Below are 17,280 nucleotides of genomic sequence, written 5' to 3' on the forward strand. Positions count from 1 at the left end.
CCTACAAGCGCCAGAGCCCAAAACGATCCACAATCCACGGCGGCGTGCCCGGCCGCCGAGGCAATGGACCACCAGCACCTGCAGGGCCGCTGGCAGGCCGAACTGCTGGCGCCGGGGGCAGACCGCCCCGTCGCCGCCACGCTGCAGCTGGGCCCCCACCCGGAGCTGGCCGAGAGCGTGCGCGGCACCGTGCAGCGCGAGGGTGCCGAAGCACTGGTCAGCGGCGACGTGGATGCCGGCGAGCTCACCCTGGAAGAATCAAGCAACGGCACCAACATCAGCGCCACCTGGATCGGCCAGGTGGTGGATGGCAGTTGCGGCAAGGAAATACGCGGAACATGGAACAACGCCCACCCCACCCCCTCCGCCCCGTCCGCGGACTTCGTGCTGCGCAAGCAGGCAGCATGGCAGTGACCCACGGCCCGCACGGGCTGGCCGCCGTGGCGCTGGCCGCCCTGGCCGTCCTGGCACCGGGGGGCGCGGCGCTGGCCCAGGCCTCTGCGGCGGCACCGGCCAGCCCGCCCCGGGCCGACGCCGGCGACGCGTGGCGCCGCTGCACCCAGCTCGCCAGCGACCCGCAGGCCCGGCTGGCTTGCTTTGACCAGTGGGCGGCCGGCCAGAAATGGGTGGCGCCCGCGGCGTCTGCCGCGGCTTCCGGGGTTGCAGGCAGCGCCGGGGCCCCTGCGGAGGCCGCCGCCGCGTCTTCCGAGGTGCCTCCGCCCGTGGACACCACGCTGCCCGCCACCCGCATCATTGACGTGGCCCGGGTGGAGGGATGCCGCGACGCGCAGTACAGCGACCTCTCGCGCTTCTGGGAGCTGGAGGCGGGCAGCGACTGCGGCACGTTCAGCTTCCGCGGGTACCGCCCCATCACGGTGTCGGTGGTGGCCTCCGACTCGGTCAACCGCCAGCCCACGTCGCCCTCGCCCAACCACTCCGCCACGGAAAGCACGCCCTACCGCACGACGGAGAACCGCATCCAGCTGTCGGTGCGCACCAAGCTGGCCCAGGGCCTGCTGACCCAGGGGCACCCCACGCTCAAGGACTCAGTGTGGTTCGGCTACACGCAGCAGTCGTACTGGCAGCTGTTCTCGCCCGCGATTTCGCGCCCCTTCCGCGCCACCGACCACGAGCCCGAGGTGATGTACGTCTACCCCACCACTGCCCAGCTGCCTTTCGGCTGGAAGTGGCGCTACAGCGGCGTGGGCCTGGTGCACCAGTCCAACGGCCAGAGCGAGCCGCTCTCGCGCAGCTGGAACCGCGTGTACCTGATGACCGGCATGGAGCTGGACAACCGCTGGACCGTCAACGCCAAGGTGTGGAAGCGCCTGTCGGAAAGCTCCGGCAGCGACGACAACCCCGGCATCAGCGACTACGTCGGCCGCGGCGAGCTGTCGGTGTTCTGGAACATGAACAAGGACAACACCCTGGGCGCCACCTTGCGCCACTCGCTGTCCAGCAGCGACCGGGGCTCCGTGCGGCTCGAATGGATGCAGACCCTGGGCAGCGGCCTGTGGGGCGGCAAGAGCAACCTGCGCCTGCACACGGCCCTGTTCAGCGGCTACGGCGACAGCATGATCGACTACAACCGCAAGCGCACCGTCTTCAGCCTGGGGCTGAGCCTGGTGGATTTCTAACAGGTAGTGCACACCTCCCAAGGCGCTGCGGCGCCCGCTGCCGGCCGGGGGGCGCAGCCCTCGTGCGGGATGGGCCGTGCTTCGCGGGCTCGCACGGGGCTGCGCACGCGCCTGCGCTGCGACCCACGGGCTGACGTCGCGGTTGACGCCGCGCAAAAGACAAACAACTCGTAACGACATCGTCCTCAAGTTTTGCGCCAGGGTGCCGACGCGCCGCCACAATGGCACGCGCACTCCACTGCGCGTGGCTGGGAATAAGGCCGGTTTTCCTGCCGTTTTACATGCCATCGTCCTCCGGGTGCAACCTCCAAAATGCGCCCCAGGAGAGGAACACCATGGACATGCAATACCAGCTCAAGGCCGGCAGCTATTACCTGTACGACATGCGCGAGGCGCCCAGCGCCGTGACGGGAGAGCGGCGCTTCAAGCTCAAGACCGACACCGTCGCCATTGCATTTGACCTGCACACGGGCGAAGTGCACCAGCACGGCAGCCCCACACGCATCCAGTCCTGGGCCAACAACACCCGTCGGCGCCTGCGTGCGGCAGGTGCACAGGATGCGGCCAACGACATCGTGGTGGTGTCCGGCCCCCTGCCCGTGGATGAGCTCAACAAATGCCTGTGGGTGCGCGGCTACGTGCGCCGCATGTTCTCTCGCCTGGCAACCTTGCCGCACGGCAAGCTGCAGCGGCCCGCAGAGCCGTTCCGCAAGGCGGCCTGACCCCCCGCCGCGGGCCGCCTACCCGCCGGCCGCGCCCGCGAACAGTGCCAGCCCCAGCCCCAGAGCCCCCAGGATTCCCAGCAGCACCACCGCCCCGATCTTGTGCTGCAAGTGGTCGGCCCGTTCAAACGCCGGCCAGTCGCCCCGCAGCGCATGGCGGTGGCGCCGGAACACCAGATAGACACAGTAGACATTGGCCGCGATGGCCAGCAGCGCCAGCCCCACCTTGGCATGCAGCAGCGCACTGGGCGGCGCTCCCGCCAGCAGCAGCGCCCCCGTGGCCAGCACCAGGGCAAAGGCGGGGATCTCGACGAAGGTGTCCACGCGCTTGTGCAGCACCGCCAGGATGAGTTCCTTGTCGCGCCCCTGGCCCAGCAAGGCCCGCTCGAACAGCGCCTCCGTCAGAACACAGCCCAGCCACAGGCCGACAAAAGTGAGATGCAGGGGTAGCAGCAGTGCGCGCATAAGAACCTCGGTGAAAAAGCCCATGTCCGGCAGCGCGGCGCGGCCAGTGCCGCAACCTCACTCCCGGGAGGGTTATACACCGCCTACAACGCCAGCACGATGCGCTGCCCCGCCGCCCGCGAGCAGCACGCCAGCATGCGCTGGCCCGTCGCGCGCTCGCTGTGCGTCAACACCTTGTCGCGGTGGTCCACGGCGCCTTCCAGCACGGCCACCTCGCAGGTGCCGCACAGGCCTTCATTGCAGTCGCAGGGCACGTCCACGCCGGCGGCCTGCAGGGCCTGCAGCAGGGTGCGGTCGGGCGGCACCTGCACCTGCAACTGCGAGTCGCGCAGCTCGGCCACAAAGGCGTGCTCGCGGGCCGGGTCCAGCGCCGCGCCTTCGCCGCTGAAGTGCTCGAAGTGCAGCACGCCCTCGGGCCAGTCGGCGCCCAGGGTTTCCAGTTCGTCGATCAGCCGGTCCGGCCCGCAGGCGTAGACACGGTCTTGCGCACCGACCCCGGCCAGCAGCGCAGGCAGATCCATGCGCTGGCCTTCGGCCTTGACGTACAGCCGCAGGTGCGCAGCGTGGTCGCGCTCGGCACGAGAGAGCAATGCCATCTGGGCGCGCGAGCGGCCCGCGTAGTGCAGGGTGTAGGGCTTGCCCAGGCGCTTCAGGCGGTCGGCCATGGCGAGCATGGGCGTGATGCCGATGCCGGCCGCAATCAGCACGTAGCGCGCGGCGTCCTCCTGGAGGCGGAACAGGTTCTTGGGGCCGGCCAGCTGCAGGCGCTCGCCCACCTGCAGCGCGTCGCAGAAGTGGCGCGAGCCGCCGCGGCCGCCGGCCTCGCGCTGCACCACCACCTGCAGGTGGTGGCGGTGGTCGGGGTCGCCACACAGCGAGTATTTGCGGCGGAATCCGCCGGCCACCAGGTCCACATGCGCGCCGGCCGACCAGGCGGGCAGCGGGCCGCCGTCCGGGCTGGCGAACACCAGGCGCCACAGGCCATCGCCCTCGGGCTCCTTGGCGTGCAGCACCACCGTGCGGGTAATGCTCTCCTTGGGCGGCGGGCCGATGGTGAAGGCGGCGGGCGCCGCTGCCGCATGGGCCGCCAGGCGCTCGGGGTTGCGCGCCGGATCCCATTCCACCCACAGCGTGGACGGGCCACGGAACGAGGTGTTGGAGAGGTAGTCGATTGTCTGGCCCTCCACCAGCCGCATGTGCGGCAGGCGGCGCACGAACTCTTCGATGAACACGCGCATCTGCAGGCGGCCGATGTTCTTGCCCATGCACTGGTGCGCGCCGTAGCCGAAGGTGAGGTGCTCCACCGCGCTTTCGCGGTACACGTCCACCTCGTCGGGGTTCTCGAAATGGCGCGGGTCGAAGTTGGCCGAGGCCTGCACCAGCAGCAGCTTGCCGCCCTTGGGGATCGGCACGCCGCCCACCACGGCGTCGGCCGTGGCCACGCGGCGCCACGCGATGATGGAGCCGGCCACGCGCAGGCACTCCTCCACGGCGTTGGGGATGAGCGCGGGGTTGGCGCACAGGTCGTCCCAGGCCTTGCGGTGCGACAGCAGGGTGAGGAAGGCATTGGCCGTGGCATTGGACGTGGTCTCGTGCGCGGCGGCCAGGATGGCCATCATCATCGAGCGCAGGTACGACTCGGGCACCACGTCGGGGTGCGCGATGTGCTGGCGGATGGTTTCGTACATCCAGCCTTCGCCGTCGGGCTGGGCGCGCATGGCGTCCAGAATGCGCTGCGCGGTCTGCCAGAAGCGGCCCACGTTGTGCGCGATCTCCACCTGCTCCTCGGGCGTGGGCCGGCCCCAGGTGTTGAGCGTGTGGGCCACCGCAAACTGCCGCAGCTGCTCGGCCCCGTCGTCGGGCACGCCCAGGAACTTGAGCGCAATGGTCAGCGGGATCTCGTAGAACATCTCGCCCACCAGGTCGGCGCGGCCCTGGTCGATGAAGCGGTCCATGGTCTGGCGCGCCAGCTGGCGCACCATGGGCTCCAGCGTGATCAGCCGCTCGGGCAGAAAGGCGTCCATCAGCAGGCGGCGGCGCGCCATGTGGTCGGGCTCGTCCTCGTTGACCATGGTGCGGTTCATGGCAAAGCCGTAGCCCTGCAGGATCTGCAGCACCTCGGGCGAGGCGGGCGTGATCTTCTCCAGCGCCACCGCGGGCGAGAACAGCAGGTTGTCGCGGAACACGGCCTTCACGTCGTCATACCGCGTGACCACCCAGTAGCCCAGTTGCGGGCTGAAAAACACCGGCTCTTCCTCGCGCGCCCAGCGCAGGTAGTCACCCGGGGCCTGCATGTAAGCGGGCTCGAAGGGGTTGAACGCGGCGGCGCGGGCGCTCACCGGGCAGCCCGAGGGCGCGGCGGCGCCCGCCAACGCGGAGTGGTCGATGGGGCAGCGCCCGGCGGGGGTGGCGGTGGAAGGGTTCATGTCTCGGCGTCGTGAATTTTGCGCAATGCTATTACGCATTGCGTAAATCGACAAACGCCGACCAAAACCTGTCTGCCTTGAGGTGAATCAAGCGGCAGGCGCCGCAAACCCCATGGCGGCGCTGATCCCCTGCGCCTCGTGCACGACGCTGGGGCAGACCTTGCCGCCCGGCCGCGTGTCGAACCCGTTGCTGGCCCCCAGCGCCGTGAGCACCGCCACCACATGCCCCCGGGCGTCGTGGATGGGCGCCGCAATGGCGCTGATGCCTGCCAGCAGGGTGTCGCGCACGATGGCGCAGCCCTGCGCGCGCACCTGCTGGCAGAGCACGGCCAGCGGGTCCGGCCCGGCCATCAGCGAGCGCTGCTCGGCGCTGGCGGCCGCGAATTCGGCCTCGGCCTGGGCGTGCAGCTGGGCATCGTCCGAGAACGCCAGGAACGCCTGCCCGCTGGCCGACCAGACCACGGGCAGCACCGAGCCGGGGCGGATGTTGACGGTGACGGGCAGCGAAGGCTCCTCCATGCGCATCACTGTGGGGCCCATGTTGCCCATCACGGCAATGAAGCAGGTGACCTGTAGCGATTCGCGCAGGCGCAGCAGCGCCGCCTCGCCCAGGCGCACCGGGTCGCACTGGCGCAGGGCCGCCAGGCCGATGCGCACGGCCTCGGGCCCCAGGTGGTAGTGCTGGGTGGCGGGGTGCTGCGCCACCAGGCCCTCGCTGGCCAGGCTGGACAGGTAGCGGTGGACCTTGGCAGCGCTCTCGGCCGACTCGGCGGCAATGGCGGTGAGGCTGGCCGCGCCGCCCAGGCGCGCCAGCGCCTTGAGGATGGTCATGCCGGTTTCGGCCGACTGCACGCGCTGGCGCCGCTTGGCGGAGAGGTCGGGGGAGGATTCGGAGACAGGCATGGCGGCAGTGTCGGACATAAAAGGCAGGGTAAGTGCGGTGAATTTATTACGCATTGCGTAATATCATTGCAAAATATAAAACGCTTGATCTATTTCTCAGGAGACACCATGTTGAATCGACGCTCTGCCACCGGCCTGCTGGCCGCCCTTGCGGTGCTGGCCGCTCCGGTGGCGTTCGCCCAGGGCTATCCCGCCAAGGCCATCCGCTGGGTCGTGCCCTACCCGGCCGGCGGCGGCTCGGACTTTCTGGCGCGCACCATCGGCCAGCAGCTGTCCACCCAGGTGGGCCAGCCCGTGATGGTGGACAACAAGCCGGGCGCCAACACGGCTATCGCGGCTGCAGAGGTGGCACGCTCGCCCGCCGACGGCTACACCATTCTCTCGGCCGACAACGGCACCATGGTGTTCAACTCGGCGCTGTACAGCAAGCTCTCCTACAACCCGGACAAGGACCTCGTGCCCGTCACGCTCATGGGCCGCTTCCCCATGATCCTGGTGGTCGGCCCCAACTCGGACATCCGCGACGCCAAGGATTTCGTGGCCAAGGCCAAGGCAGCCCCCGGCAAGCTCAGCTACGGCTCGGCCGGCGCGGGCAGCCCGCACCACTTGGCGATGGAGCTGCTCAAGGTGAACAGCGGCCTGCACATGGTCCACATCCCCTACCGCGGCGCCGCCCCGGCGCTCACCGACCTGGCTGGCGGCCAGGTGAACGCGATGATGGTGGACCTGGCCGCAGGCGCCGGCTTCATCAAGGGCGGCAAGCTGCGCCCGCTGGCGGTGGCCCACCCCACGCGCCTGCCCCAGCTGCCCGATGTGCCCACGTTCGCTGAACTGGGCTTCAAGGGCGTGGAAGCCTCGGCGCAAGTGGGCATCGTGGCCCCGGCCGGCACGCCGCCCGACGTGGTGGCTGCGCTGCAAAAGCAGGTGGCTGCCGCCATCAACCAGCCCGCCATCCGGCAAAAGCTGGTGGACTTTGGCATCGAGCCCGTGGGCAACACGCCCCAGCAGTACGGCGACCTAATCCGCAGCGAAGTGCAGCGCTGGCACAAGCTGATCCGCGACCAGAAGATCTCGCTGGACTGACCGCGAACCACCTCCCACCCTGTACTGCCGCCCCTTGCCGGGGCGGTTTTTTTTGGGCGCGGTGCCGTCAGCCGCCGCGGGGCGCCTCGTCCGCCAGATCGTCGCCTTCGGCCTCCAACGGCTCGGCATGCTTGACCACCGTGACCGGCACGCGGCTGGCGCGCACCACCTCCTGGGACACCGAACCCATCAGCACGCTGGAGAGCGCGCCGTGCCCCTGCGCGCCCAGCACGGCCAGGTCGCAGCCCGAGCGCTCGATCAGCTCCAGCAGCGTGTGGGCCGGGTCGCCCACCCCCACATCGGTCTCGTACGGCACGCCTGCGGCGTCCAGCAGCGCGCAGGCCGACGCCATGAGGTGCTGGCCCGCCTCCAGGCTGGCGGCGGCAATCAGCGCGGGGTCGCGCGCGGTGACCAGCTCATACAGCGTGGCGGGCTCCTGCACATGGCCCAGCACCACCGTGGCCTGCAGGCCTTGGCGCACCAGGTTCAGCACATGGTGCACGCCATCGAGCGAGAGTTCCGAGCCATCGACTGCGATCAGGATCTTGAGCATGGGGGCCTCCTTGTAGGGTTGTTCAGGCCAGTTTAGGGCCTGTTCACCCTATTTTTGCCAGTGCGAAGGTTTCCCCCACCGCGCCAATCTAGGCGCGTGACGACGCCAAGGCCGGGGCCTTGGCTAGGAACGCAACGACGAGTGGCGTGGCGGGGGAAGCCTTCCCTTCGGGTTGCGATGCCCTTGAGCCAGGTCAGGGTAGTGCGTCTGGGACAATGCCGCCCATGCTGCAGTTCGACCTCCTGAAAACCGACCCCACCAGCCACGCGCGCCGTGGCACGCTCACGCTCAACCACGGCGTGGTGCAGACCCCCATCTTCATGCCCGTGGGCACCTATGGCACCGTCAAGGGCGTGATGCCGCAAAGCCTGCACGACATGGGCGCGCAGATCATCCTGGGCAACACCTTCCACCTGTGGATGCGCCCGGGCCTCGATGTGATGCAAAGCTTTGGGGGGCTGCACGGCTTCGAGCAGTGGAACAAGCCCATCCTCACCGACTCCGGCGGCTTCCAGGTGTGGAGCCTGGGCGCCATGCGCAAGATCACCGAGGAAGGCGTGCACTTTGCCAGCCCCGTCAACGGCGACAAGCTGTTCATGTCGCCCGAGGTCAGCATGCAGATCCAGACGATCCTGAACTCCGACATCGTCATGCAACTGGACGAATGCACGCCCTACGAGACCAAGGGCCACCTCACCACCGAGGCCGAGGCGCGCAAATCCATGGAGATGAGCCGCCGCTGGGCCGTGCGTTCCAAGGCCGAGTTCGAGCGCCTGGGTAACCCCAACGCGCTCTTCGGCATCGTGCAGGGCGGCATGTACAAGAACCTGCGGCAGGAGTCGCTCGAAGCGCTGGTGGAGATGGACTTCCCCGGCTACGCCATCGGCGGCGTGAGCGTGGGCGAGCCCAAGGACGAGATGCTGGACATCATGGCCCACACCCCCCACCGCCTGCCCGCCCACAAGCCGCGCTACCTGATGGGCGTGGGCACGCCCGAGGACCTCGTGGAAGGCGTGGCCCAGGGCGTGGACATGTTCGACTGCGTGATGCCCACGCGCAACGCGCGCAACGGCACGATCTTCACCCGCTTTGGCGACCTGAAGATCCGCAACGCGCGCCACAAGGCCGACCACCAGCCGCTGGACACCACCTGCACCTGCACCGCCTGCGCGGGCAGCACCGGCGTGTCGTGGGACGACGGCGGGCGCGGCGGCTTCAGCCGCGCCTACCTGCACCACCTGGACCGCTGCGGCGAGATGCTGGGCCCCATGCTGACCACCGTGCACAACCTGCACTACTACCTGAACCTGATGCGCGAAGTGCGCGAGGCGCTGGACGCCGGCAGCTTCGCGCAGTTCCGGGCGCGCTTCCGCACGGAGCGGGCGCGCGGCGTGTGACGGCGTTGGGCCAGCGATCAATTGCTATTTTTTATATAGCTGCTTGCGCTTGATGGACGCGCGCTAGAGGCCAAAATCATTCAAAACTTTCTGCACCAACTGCTGCGCTGGCCCGCCCGCGCCCTGTCGGGCCTGGCGAGCGGTGTGCTGGCCCTGCTCATCCTGTTCGAGGAATGGGGCTGGGTGCCGCTGCAGCAGCTGCTGGCGCGCATCGGCCGCTGGCCCGGGCTGCGGTGGATCGAGGGCTGGGTGCGCTCGCTGCCCCCGTGGGGCGCGGTGGGCCTGTTCGCCCTGCCCACCGCGCTGCTGCTGCCCGTGAAGCTGCTGGCCCTGTGGGCCATGGGCCACGGCCACGTGGTGCTGGGCCTGGCGGTGATCGCCCTGGCCAAGGTGGGCGGCACGGCCGTGGTGGCCCGGCTGTTCACCCTCACGCAACCGGCGCTGATGCAGTTGCGCTGGTTCGCCTGGACCATGGCGCACTGGATGCGCTTCAAGAATGCCGTGCTGGAGCGCGCCCACGCCACCTGGGCCTGGCGCATGGCGCGCGTGCTGCGCCGCCACTGGGTGCAGCGCTGGCGGCGGCGGTGAGCACGCTTGCGCCCCGCCTTGCCACGGCCTCCCTTTCCCACCGCACCCTCCCACCGCACCCTCCCACTGCACCCTCTCACGGCACCATGGACCTTCAGCTGGACCTGCCCACGGTTCTCGTTCTCTACAAGACGGCCCTGATCGCGGGGGCGCTGAGCATTTTTCACATCAGCCGGCACGCCTGCCAGCCGCGGGGCATGCGGGCCATGGCGGCGGCCTACGTGCTGCTGGCGGCCGGGGCCGAGCTGGCCGGACAGGGGGAGCATTCCGCGCTGCCAGCGTGGTTCTGGACCCATGCAAGCCTGCTGCTGGGCACCGTGGGCTACCCGCTTTTCTGGGCGGGCACGCGGGGGCTGAGCAGCCGCCGCCGGGTGGCCTGGGGCTGGCTGCTCCTGGTGCCCCTGGGCTGGCTGGCGCTGGGGCTGGCCACGCAATTCCCGCTGAACAACCTGCTGCGGGCCGGGGCCTTTCACATCACCGCCACGGTGGCCGTGGCTGCGTCGGCCTGGGAGGTGTGGAGGGACCGCCACGTCGAGCCCCTGCCGTCGCGCCCCGTGCTGGCCGCGCTGATGTTCACCAGCGCCGCCCTGTTTGCGGTGCGGCTGGTCTACATCGCCACCGAGACCGTGAGTTCCACCGGCTTCGCGGGCGCCTTCTACGTGCAGATGTTCTGCCACTTCGGCATTGCGCTCATGGTGTCTGAGGTGTCCAGCGAGCGCGCGGAAGCCCGGCTGGAGCGCATGGCGCAGACCGACCCGCTGACCGGCGCGGGCAACCGGCGCTGGCTCCTGGCCAAGCTGCCGGCCCAGCTGCCCGCCGGCAGCGCCGTGCTGCAGATGGACCTGGACCGCTTCAAGCAGATCAACGACCGGTTCGGCCACGCGGCGGGCGACCGCGTGCTGGAGGCGTTTGCCGAATGCGCGCGCCGGCAGCTGCGCGGCACCGATCTGCTCGCCCGCATGGGCGGCGAGGAGTTCGCTGTCTACCTCCCCGGCGTGGACCCCGCGGGGGCCGAATCCATCGCGCAGCGCCTGTGCCAGGGGGCCGCCGCGCTGCGGCTGCAAGCCGACGGGCAGGATGTGCCGGTGAGCGTCAGCATCGGCCTCGCCTGCGTCACGTCGCCGGGCACGCCCTGGTCCGCGTGGCTGGCGCGCGCCGACGAGGCGCTCTACGAGGCCAAGCGCACGGGCCGCAACCGCGTGGCCGTGTACCAGCCTTAGAACGCGGACGTCCCGGCCAGGCCACGGGCGGCCTGCCCGTACCGGAGCGAAGGCCGGCACCCACTGTTACTTATTGTTGGAAGACGTCAACAAAAGTTTCTCGCGCTGCCGCATTGGAAGCCACTGCAGAGGACAATCGGGGGCCTACAAGACCCGCCACACCCGCAGCCCCCACCCCATGCCCCGCCTCCCCGCACTTCACCGGCTGCCGCCGGTGTCCGTCTGGATCGGCCTGGGGCTGGTGGTTTTTGCTGCGTGCCTGGTGGGCATCTTTGCGCGGCCCATCGGCTTTCTGTCGGCGTTCTGGCCGGCCAATGCGCTGCTGCTGGGTTTGCTGGCGCGCTACCCCGTGCTGGCCCGCCCGCCCGCCTGGGCCGCCGCCGCCGTGGGGTATGTGGCGGCCGATCTGGTCACGGGCAGCCCCTGGGGCCTGGCCCTGTGGCTGAACGCTGCCAACCTGCTGGGTGTCACGGCCGGGTGGCTGGTGCTGCGCCGGCTGGACGATTCCGTGCTGCGCCTGCGGCGCCTCTCGTCCGCGCTGGACGTGCTGCTGGCCGCCCTGGCCGCGAGCGCGATCGGTGCGCTGGCCGCGTGCGGCGCAGCGCCCGTGTACTTTGGCACCCCGTGGACGGACCTCCTGTCGCTGTGGTTCAGCACCGAGCTCATGAACAGCGTGCTGATCGTGCCCGTGGTGCTGGCGGCTCCGCACGCGGACGATCCGGCGCCCCTGCCGAGCGGGGATGCGCGGCTGTGGCGCGTGGCGCCGCTCAGTTCGCTGCTGCTGGCCGAGGGCGTGCGAATGCTGGTCGGCGGCCCGGGCATGCTTGCCCTGGCGGTGCCGGGATTGCTGTGGTGCGCGCTGAGCTACAGCCCTTTCACGGCCTGCCTGCTGACCCTGCTGGTGTGCCTGTGGACCATGGCGGACGTGGCCACGGGGGTGCTCAACTTCACCCCCGCCCACGCGGGCGAGGTGTTCTCGCTGCGCGTGGGCGTGACGCTGCTGGCGCTGGGGCCGCTGGCCGTGACCTGTGCCAGCGCCGCCCGGGCCGAGGCCCTGCGGCGCCTGGGCGACGCACATCGTGTTCCCGATCTGCCCGGCGTGCTGGCGCGCACGGCCCTGCTGGAGCAGGGCGGCCAGCTGCTGGCACAGCACGAGCGGGAGTCCGCCGGGCTCGCGGTGCTGATGCTGCATGTGGACCATTTCAAGCGCCTGCAGGCCGAGCACGGCCACGCAGCCAGCGGCGACCTGCTGGTGGGCATCGTCCGCACGCTGCGGCAACTCCTGCCCACGCAGGGCCTGCTGGGCCGCACCGGCACGGTGAAGTTCGCCGTGGTGCTGCCCGGCCTGTCGCCGGCCGACGCCCAGGCCCTGGCCGAACGCCTGCGCAGTGCCGTGCAGGCGTACGCGGCGTCGCCCCAGGGCGCGCCCGGCCTGCGCGCCACGGTCAGCATCGGCATGGTGCACAGCTCAGCCCTTGGCGGCGAGGTGGACATGGACGTGCTGCTGCTGGCGGCCGACGCGGCCCTGTACCGCGCCAAGGCCCAGGGGCGCAACTGCGTGGCCACCTGACAGCCGCCGCCCCCGCGGCCGGCAGCCCGGGGCGTCATTCGCGCGCCAGCTTCACCCCGACGCTCGCGCCACAGGCGTGGCAGAACCGGGCAAAGGCACTCTTGCGGGTGTTGCACTGGCCGCAATGGTCGAACAGGCCAATGCCGCAGTGGGGGCAAAAGTCGATGGATTCGTTCTTCAGGTCCACCGGCCGCTCGCATCCGGGGCACACGTTCTTGGCCAGCCGCGCCAGGGCCACGTCGTAGCCCAGCTCCTTGCGGCGCTGCTGGTCGGGCAGCGCCTCGGCCTGCTTCTGGCGCTCCAGGTAGCGGTGGAGCGCCAGGATGGCGTAGCGGCCCACCAGCGCCGTCACGGCAAGGCCCACCACGTAGCGCACATAGCCGCCGTAGCTGGGCAGGTAGGGCACCAGCTCCACGAAGAAGGCAAACAGCGCGAAGAAGATGAAGCCCCACACGAAGGGCCAGTACGTGCCCTTGCGCTTCTTGGCAAACAGCCAGCCGGCCACCACCAGCAGCGGCAGCGTGAGCGCCAGGCGGTACAGGAACACGCGCAGTTCGACCTTGCGCCGCTCGGCCGCCATCTTTTCGTAGCCCTGGGCCTCCATCTCGCTCAGGCGGGCCTGCGTGGCTGCAGCCGCCTGGCGGGCGTCCAGCGCGGCTTGCTGCTGCGCCTCCACGGCCTGCTGGGCGCGGCGCTCGGCCTGCTTGAGCTGGTCCAGCGCCTGGGTGCGCGCCAGCACTTCGGGGTCGTGCTCGGCGCGCTGCGTCACGCTGCGCGCGGCCAGCCAGTTGTTGAAGGTCTCGCGCTCGGCCTGGCTTTCGCTGCGGGCCTTGCTGCGCTGCAACTGGGCCTGCTCCAGCGCCGTTTGCGCGTCCTGCTCGGCCTGGCGCAAATCCTTGGCCTGGGCGCGCAGCTGGGTGGAGGCGGCCTTGTCCAGGAAGTCGTCCAGGCGCAGCGGCGTCTCCACCTTGGGCAGGTCGCCCACGATGGTGCCGCCGAGCCCGATCAGGAAGCTGGCAAACACCACCGCCACCAGCCACAGACCGCGGCGGAACCACTTTTCCGAAAGTCGCAGGGATTTGCTCATGGCACCAGCCTTGCAGAAATGCTATATTTTTGATAGCTTCCAGCGCTTATCCATCAAGCGCTAGAGGCCATTTTGCTCAATTTTTTGGCACCACCACGGGGGCCGCCGCCAACTGCACGCGCTGCATCCACGCCAGCACGGAGTCCACGGTCACGGTCTCGATGCGGTCCGAAAAGCGCTTCTCGTTGGGATGGTCGTCAAACGCGATGTTGGCCGCGGTCACCCGCCCGCCCATGCGCGTGAGCGGCCCGAGCTTGAGCGGGGTCGGCTCGTACCCCTTGAACTGCAGCCACGCCTGGGCCTGCTCGCGCGTGCGCACGGTGGCGGGCTCCATGGCCAGGGCCAGGGTTTCCAGCGCCCACTGGTTGGACTGCTGGTACTTGCGCCCCCAGGCATAGCTGACCATGCTGTACGGCGCGTGCTGCAGCGCACGGGTGCGGTCCCTGTCCTGCAGCACGGCCAGCAGGCGCTGCTGCACCTCGGGCGCGGGCACGGCGTACACAGCCTCGTAGCGCCACAGGTCGTCCAGAAAGAACTCGCCCAGCCCCTGCCGGTACAGGGAACCCACGGCGGTGCCGCATTCGTTGAGCTTGTGCGCCACGCGCCACGGGCCCTCGGGCGTCTTGTAGGCCCAGCCGAAGTGCGAGTAGCGCAGGCCGTACTTGGAGAGGTCTTGCCCCGCGCGGGCCAGCGCCACCACTTGCGCGCCCGATTTCGCGTGCTCCGCATCCAGCGCCGCCGAGGTCTGCGCGGCCAACGCCATGCCGCGCTCGATGACCTGGGGCGTGGGCTTTTTCGCCTCGCACGATCGGCCCGCATGGGCTGGGGCCGATGCCAACGCTGCGGCGACCGCCAGCGTCGCAAACCCGCAGCCCATCCAAGGGGCGCGAACCCAGTGAGGGATGCCAAGCAAGGGCTGCCCCGCAGCGAGGGCATCTTCGCCCTTGCCGCAGCGCGCAGCGCGTGGAGAAAAGGGGAAAGCCGCGCAGCGGCGCAAAGGGTTGTATTGCATATTTACAGACGTTCGTTGTGCAGCAGCGCGCGGCCGATGGCGTTGGGGATGAAGGCAATCGCCTCGCCCGCCACGGACAGCACCACGCCCGTGCCGATCACACTGCAGGTCACGACCGTCCCCACGGCGTAGGCCGAAGCGCCCACCCCGCGGCCGACCACCTCCACGCTGGCCTGGGCGCCGTCGGACGCGCGCTCCAGCAGGTACACCGTGCCCACGGCCGAGGCTTCGACGGCCTTGACCGTCAGCGCCGCGCCGCCCACCGACAGCGCCACCGGCACGGTCGCCACGGCACCAGCGGCGGCCCCCGCCACCGACGCCGCGCCCACCACCGAGGCCACGGGCAGCATGGACACCGCGGCCGAGGCCTCGCTCTGCGCCCGGGCAGGCAAGGCAGCCACGCCGCACAGCAGGCCGGCGGCGAGCGCCAGACCCAGGATCCTGGGGATTTGGATGAGGTTCTTCATGGTTCACTCCTTTGGGTGGTGCCGCGCGCGGGGCACGGCATCGTTCTCTTTTTTTCAAGGCAACCTGCGAGCATCCCCCATTCGCACGGGGCCGCAGACCGGAATCTCACAGGCTGTTGTTACCAGACGTAGCACCGGCGCTGGCCACGGCCTCGCGCCGCCCCTGCAGGCGGGCTTGCAACAGGTCGGCCTCGTGGCGGTCGCGCAGCATCTTGGCCAGCGTGAACGCGGTGGTGATCAGGTACAGCCAGCTCACGCCCAGAAAGGCCTTGTAGGTCACGTTGATCTCCATGCCCATCAGCCCCCAGCCCGTCAGGCCCATGGCCACGGCGAAGCCGCCCCACACCACCAGCTTCCACAGGGGCGTGTCGCCACCTCCGCGGCGCGCCGCACTTTCGCTGTCGCGCACGAACTTTGCCAGCACGAAGGCGGCCGAGAGGCAGAACACATAGCCCATCACCATGAACGCCTGCTCCAGCTGCGCACCCGGCAGCCAGGCCAAACCTGTGGCGCACAGAAACACGGCCATGCCGAACGAAATCCAGACCTGCCATTGCCAGGCGCGGGTATCACGCTGCACGAGAAAGGGAGCGGGGTGGGACATGCCAGTGGGGGCCGCAAGGCCGTTGTTGAACACGGAGCGCATGGTGCCGGCCAGCCCGCCGCGGCAAGCCATCCGGCAGCACCAGTGGCTGCTGCCCGGCTCCTTGGTATCGTCGGGCGATACTTTTGAGCCGCCGGACCTGCTGCGCGTTGGTGACACGCCGGTCCCCGGTTGTCTTTCACAATCCACCGCTTTCCCCCTTGCGTTTTGCCCGGAGACCGCCCGCCATGAACCCGTCCAAACCCTTTGACCTCGTCGTCCACGGCGCCACCGGCTTCACCGGCCGGCTGGTGGTGGAATACCTGCTGCAGCGCTACCCCGCCGGCAGCGGCGTGCACTGGGCCATGGGCGGGCGCAACGCCGACAAGCTGGCCGCCGTGCGCGACGAACTGGGCGCACCGGCAGACACCCCGCTGGTGGTGACCGACACCAGCAACCCCGCCAGCCTGCAGGCGCTGATGGACGCCACCCGCCTGGTGCTCACCACCGTGGGCCCGTACCAGCTCTACGGCAACGAACTGGTGGCCGCCTGCGCCCAGAACGGCGTGGACTATGTGGACCTGTGCGGCGAACCCGCCTGGATGCGCCAGATGATCGACGCGCACGAAGCCGCGGCCCAGGCCAGCGGCGCGCGCATCGTGTTCTCGTGCGGCTTCGACTCCATCCCCTTCGACCTGGGCGTGTTCCTGCTGCAAAAGGAGTTCCGCCACCGCTTCGGCCACCCTGCCCCGCGCGTGCGCGGCCGGGTGCGCAAGATGAAGGGCACCTTCTCCGGCGGCACCGCTGCCAGCCTGAAGGCCACCATGGCGGCCGCTGCCAGCCAGCCCGGCGTGCTGGACCTGCTCAAGAACCCGTTCTCGCTCACGCCCGGCTTCGAGGGGCCGCGCCAGCCCTCGGGCAACAAGCCCATGGTGGACGAGGCGCTGGGCGATGGAATCTGGGTGGCCCCGTTTGTCATGGCCGCCATCAACACGCGCAACGTGCACCGCTCCAACTTCTTGCTGCAGCACGCCTACGGCGCGGACTTCGTCTACGACGAGATGCTGGTCACCGGCACCGGCGAAAAAGGCGAGGCGATGGCCAACGCCGTAGCGGGCGACAAATCCCTGGGCTCCGACAAGGGCCCCAAGCCCGGCGAAGGCCCCTCCCGCGCAGAGCGCGAAGCGGGTTTCTACGACGTGCTCTTTCTCGGCACGGACGCGGACGGCCACACGCTGCGCGTGGGCGTGAAGGGCGACCGCGACCCTGGCTATGGCTCCACCTCCAAGATGATCACCGAGGCCGCCCTGTGCCTGCTGCAGGAAGCCACGGACACGCCCGGCGGCATCTGGACCACGGCGCCTGCGATGGGCGACCGCTTGATCGCGCGGCTGCAGGCGAATGCGGGCCTGGACTTCGCGGTGGAGACGCCGTGAAGGCCCCGTAGCGCCGGCGGACAGGATCGGCGGGTGTGAACGTCTGGCGCGTCATGGGCGCGCTGCAACGCACGGCGCCGCCCACCAGTCCGGCACCCGCCCCGCAGCGCGCCCCATGGCGCGCTCTTTTT

17 protein-coding genes are annotated in these 17,280 nt (G+C 69.8%); 9 read left to right on the plus strand and 8 right to left on the minus strand.

Features of this window, described 5'->3' with window-relative positions:
• Positions 1-63 precede the first annotated feature (63 nt).
• The 3 genes from LWW96_RS18340 (at position 64) to LWW96_RS18350 (ending at position 2,359) form a co-directional block, all read left to right on the plus strand.
• Positions 64-414 carry a hypothetical protein gene (locus LWW96_RS18340; protein WP_291489304.1) on the plus strand — a complete coding sequence of 117 codons (351 nt, stop codon included), beginning with the start codon at positions 64-66 and terminating at the stop codon, positions 412-414.
• On the plus strand, positions 405-1,637 hold the full coding sequence (locus tag LWW96_RS18345; RefSeq protein WP_291489305.1) for a phospholipase A: 1,233 nt from the start codon (positions 405-407) through the stop codon (positions 1,635-1,637). The genes LWW96_RS18340 and LWW96_RS18345 overlap by 10 nt, the downstream gene beginning before the upstream one ends.
• Before the next feature lie 335 nt (positions 1,638-1,972).
• The gene (locus tag LWW96_RS18350) at positions 1,973-2,359 is read left to right on the plus strand and encodes a hypothetical protein (protein WP_291489306.1); all 387 of its coding nucleotides are present in this window, start codon (positions 1,973-1,975) and stop codon (positions 2,357-2,359) included.
• 18 nt (positions 2,360-2,377) lie between these two features.
• Here LWW96_RS18350 and LWW96_RS18355 read toward each other — a convergent pair whose 3' ends face one another.
• From LWW96_RS18355 to LWW96_RS18365, 3 genes are all read right to left on the minus strand, one after another.
• Positions 2,378-2,824: a hypothetical protein gene (locus LWW96_RS18355; RefSeq protein WP_291489307.1), complete on the minus strand. Its 447-nt coding sequence runs from the start codon at positions 2,822-2,824 to the stop codon at positions 2,378-2,380.
• A gap of 83 nt (positions 2,825-2,907) precedes the next feature.
• Positions 2,908-5,250, minus strand: coding sequence for a cytochrome P450/oxidoreductase (locus tag LWW96_RS18360; protein ID WP_291489308.1), 2,343 nt, complete (start codon positions 5,248-5,250; stop codon positions 2,908-2,910).
• Between the two features lie 87 nt (positions 5,251-5,337).
• Positions 5,338-6,171 (minus strand): IclR family transcriptional regulator, encoded by an 834-nt coding sequence (locus LWW96_RS18365; RefSeq protein ID WP_291489309.1) that lies wholly within the window; start codon positions 6,169-6,171, stop codon positions 5,338-5,340.
• 90 nt (positions 6,172-6,261) lie between these two features.
• Between LWW96_RS18365 and LWW96_RS18370 the strand changes: the two genes are divergently transcribed.
• Complete coding sequence (locus LWW96_RS18370; RefSeq protein ID WP_291489310.1) at positions 6,262-7,236, plus strand: tripartite tricarboxylate transporter substrate binding protein; 975 nt, start codon at positions 6,262-6,264, stop codon at positions 7,234-7,236.
• A gap of 67 nt (positions 7,237-7,303) precedes the next feature.
• Here LWW96_RS18370 and LWW96_RS18375 read toward each other — a convergent pair whose 3' ends face one another.
• The gene (locus LWW96_RS18375; protein WP_291489311.1) at positions 7,304-7,789 is read right to left on the minus strand and encodes a universal stress protein; all 486 of its coding nucleotides are present in this window, start codon (positions 7,787-7,789) and stop codon (positions 7,304-7,306) included.
• A gap of 224 nt (positions 7,790-8,013) precedes the next feature.
• Here LWW96_RS18375 and tgt point away from each other — a divergent pair, with 224 nt between their 5' ends.
• The 4 genes from tgt to LWW96_RS18395 all read left to right on the plus strand — a co-directional run bounded on the left by tgt (position 8,014) and on the right by LWW96_RS18395 (position 12,564).
• Complete coding sequence (gene tgt / locus LWW96_RS18380; RefSeq protein WP_291489312.1) at positions 8,014-9,186, plus strand: tRNA guanosine(34) transglycosylase Tgt; 1,173 nt, start codon at positions 8,014-8,016, stop codon at positions 9,184-9,186.
• A 144-nt stretch (positions 9,187-9,330) separates the two neighbouring features.
• Positions 9,331-9,774 (plus strand): hypothetical protein, encoded by a 444-nt coding sequence (locus LWW96_RS18385; RefSeq protein ID WP_291489313.1) that lies wholly within the window; start codon positions 9,331-9,333, stop codon positions 9,772-9,774.
• Between the two features lie 86 nt (positions 9,775-9,860).
• Positions 9,861-10,994 (plus strand): GGDEF domain-containing protein, encoded by a 1,134-nt coding sequence (locus LWW96_RS18390; protein ID WP_291489314.1) that lies wholly within the window; start codon positions 9,861-9,863, stop codon positions 10,992-10,994.
• Between the two features lie 178 nt (positions 10,995-11,172).
• Positions 11,173-12,564 carry a GGDEF domain-containing protein gene (locus tag LWW96_RS18395; protein WP_291489315.1) on the plus strand — a complete coding sequence of 464 codons (1,392 nt, stop codon included), beginning with the start codon at positions 11,173-11,175 and terminating at the stop codon, positions 12,562-12,564.
• Positions 12,565-12,598: 34 nt separating this feature from the next.
• Here LWW96_RS18395 and LWW96_RS18400 read toward each other — a convergent pair whose 3' ends face one another.
• The 4 genes from LWW96_RS18400 to LWW96_RS18415 all read right to left on the minus strand — a co-directional run bounded on the left by LWW96_RS18400 (position 12,599) and on the right by LWW96_RS18415 (position 15,734).
• Positions 12,599-13,651: a zinc ribbon domain-containing protein gene (locus LWW96_RS18400; RefSeq protein ID WP_291489316.1), complete on the minus strand. Its 1,053-nt coding sequence runs from the start codon at positions 13,649-13,651 to the stop codon at positions 12,599-12,601.
• Positions 13,652-13,727: 76 nt separating this feature from the next.
• Complete coding sequence (locus tag LWW96_RS18405; RefSeq protein WP_291489387.1) at positions 13,728-14,528, minus strand: DUF2145 domain-containing protein; 801 nt, start codon at positions 14,526-14,528, stop codon at positions 13,728-13,730.
• A 137-nt stretch (positions 14,529-14,665) separates the two neighbouring features.
• Positions 14,666-15,130: a hypothetical protein gene (locus LWW96_RS18410; protein ID WP_291489317.1), complete on the minus strand. Its 465-nt coding sequence runs from the start codon at positions 15,128-15,130 to the stop codon at positions 14,666-14,668.
• A 106-nt stretch (positions 15,131-15,236) separates the two neighbouring features.
• A complete protein-coding gene (locus LWW96_RS18415; RefSeq protein WP_291489318.1) occupies positions 15,237-15,734 on the minus strand; it encodes a YiaA/YiaB family inner membrane protein in 498 nt (165 codons plus the stop codon).
• Positions 15,735-15,961: 227 nt separating this feature from the next.
• Between LWW96_RS18415 and LWW96_RS18420 the strand changes: the two genes are divergently transcribed.
• Complete coding sequence (locus LWW96_RS18420; protein WP_291489319.1) at positions 15,962-17,149, plus strand: saccharopine dehydrogenase NADP-binding domain-containing protein; 1,188 nt, start codon at positions 15,962-15,964, stop codon at positions 17,147-17,149.
• Positions 17,150-17,280: the final 131 nt, after the last annotated feature.

This window comes from Acidovorax sp. (assembly GCF_021287135.1).
Taxonomy (GTDB): Bacteria; Pseudomonadota; Gammaproteobacteria; order Burkholderiales; family Burkholderiaceae_C; genus Acidovorax.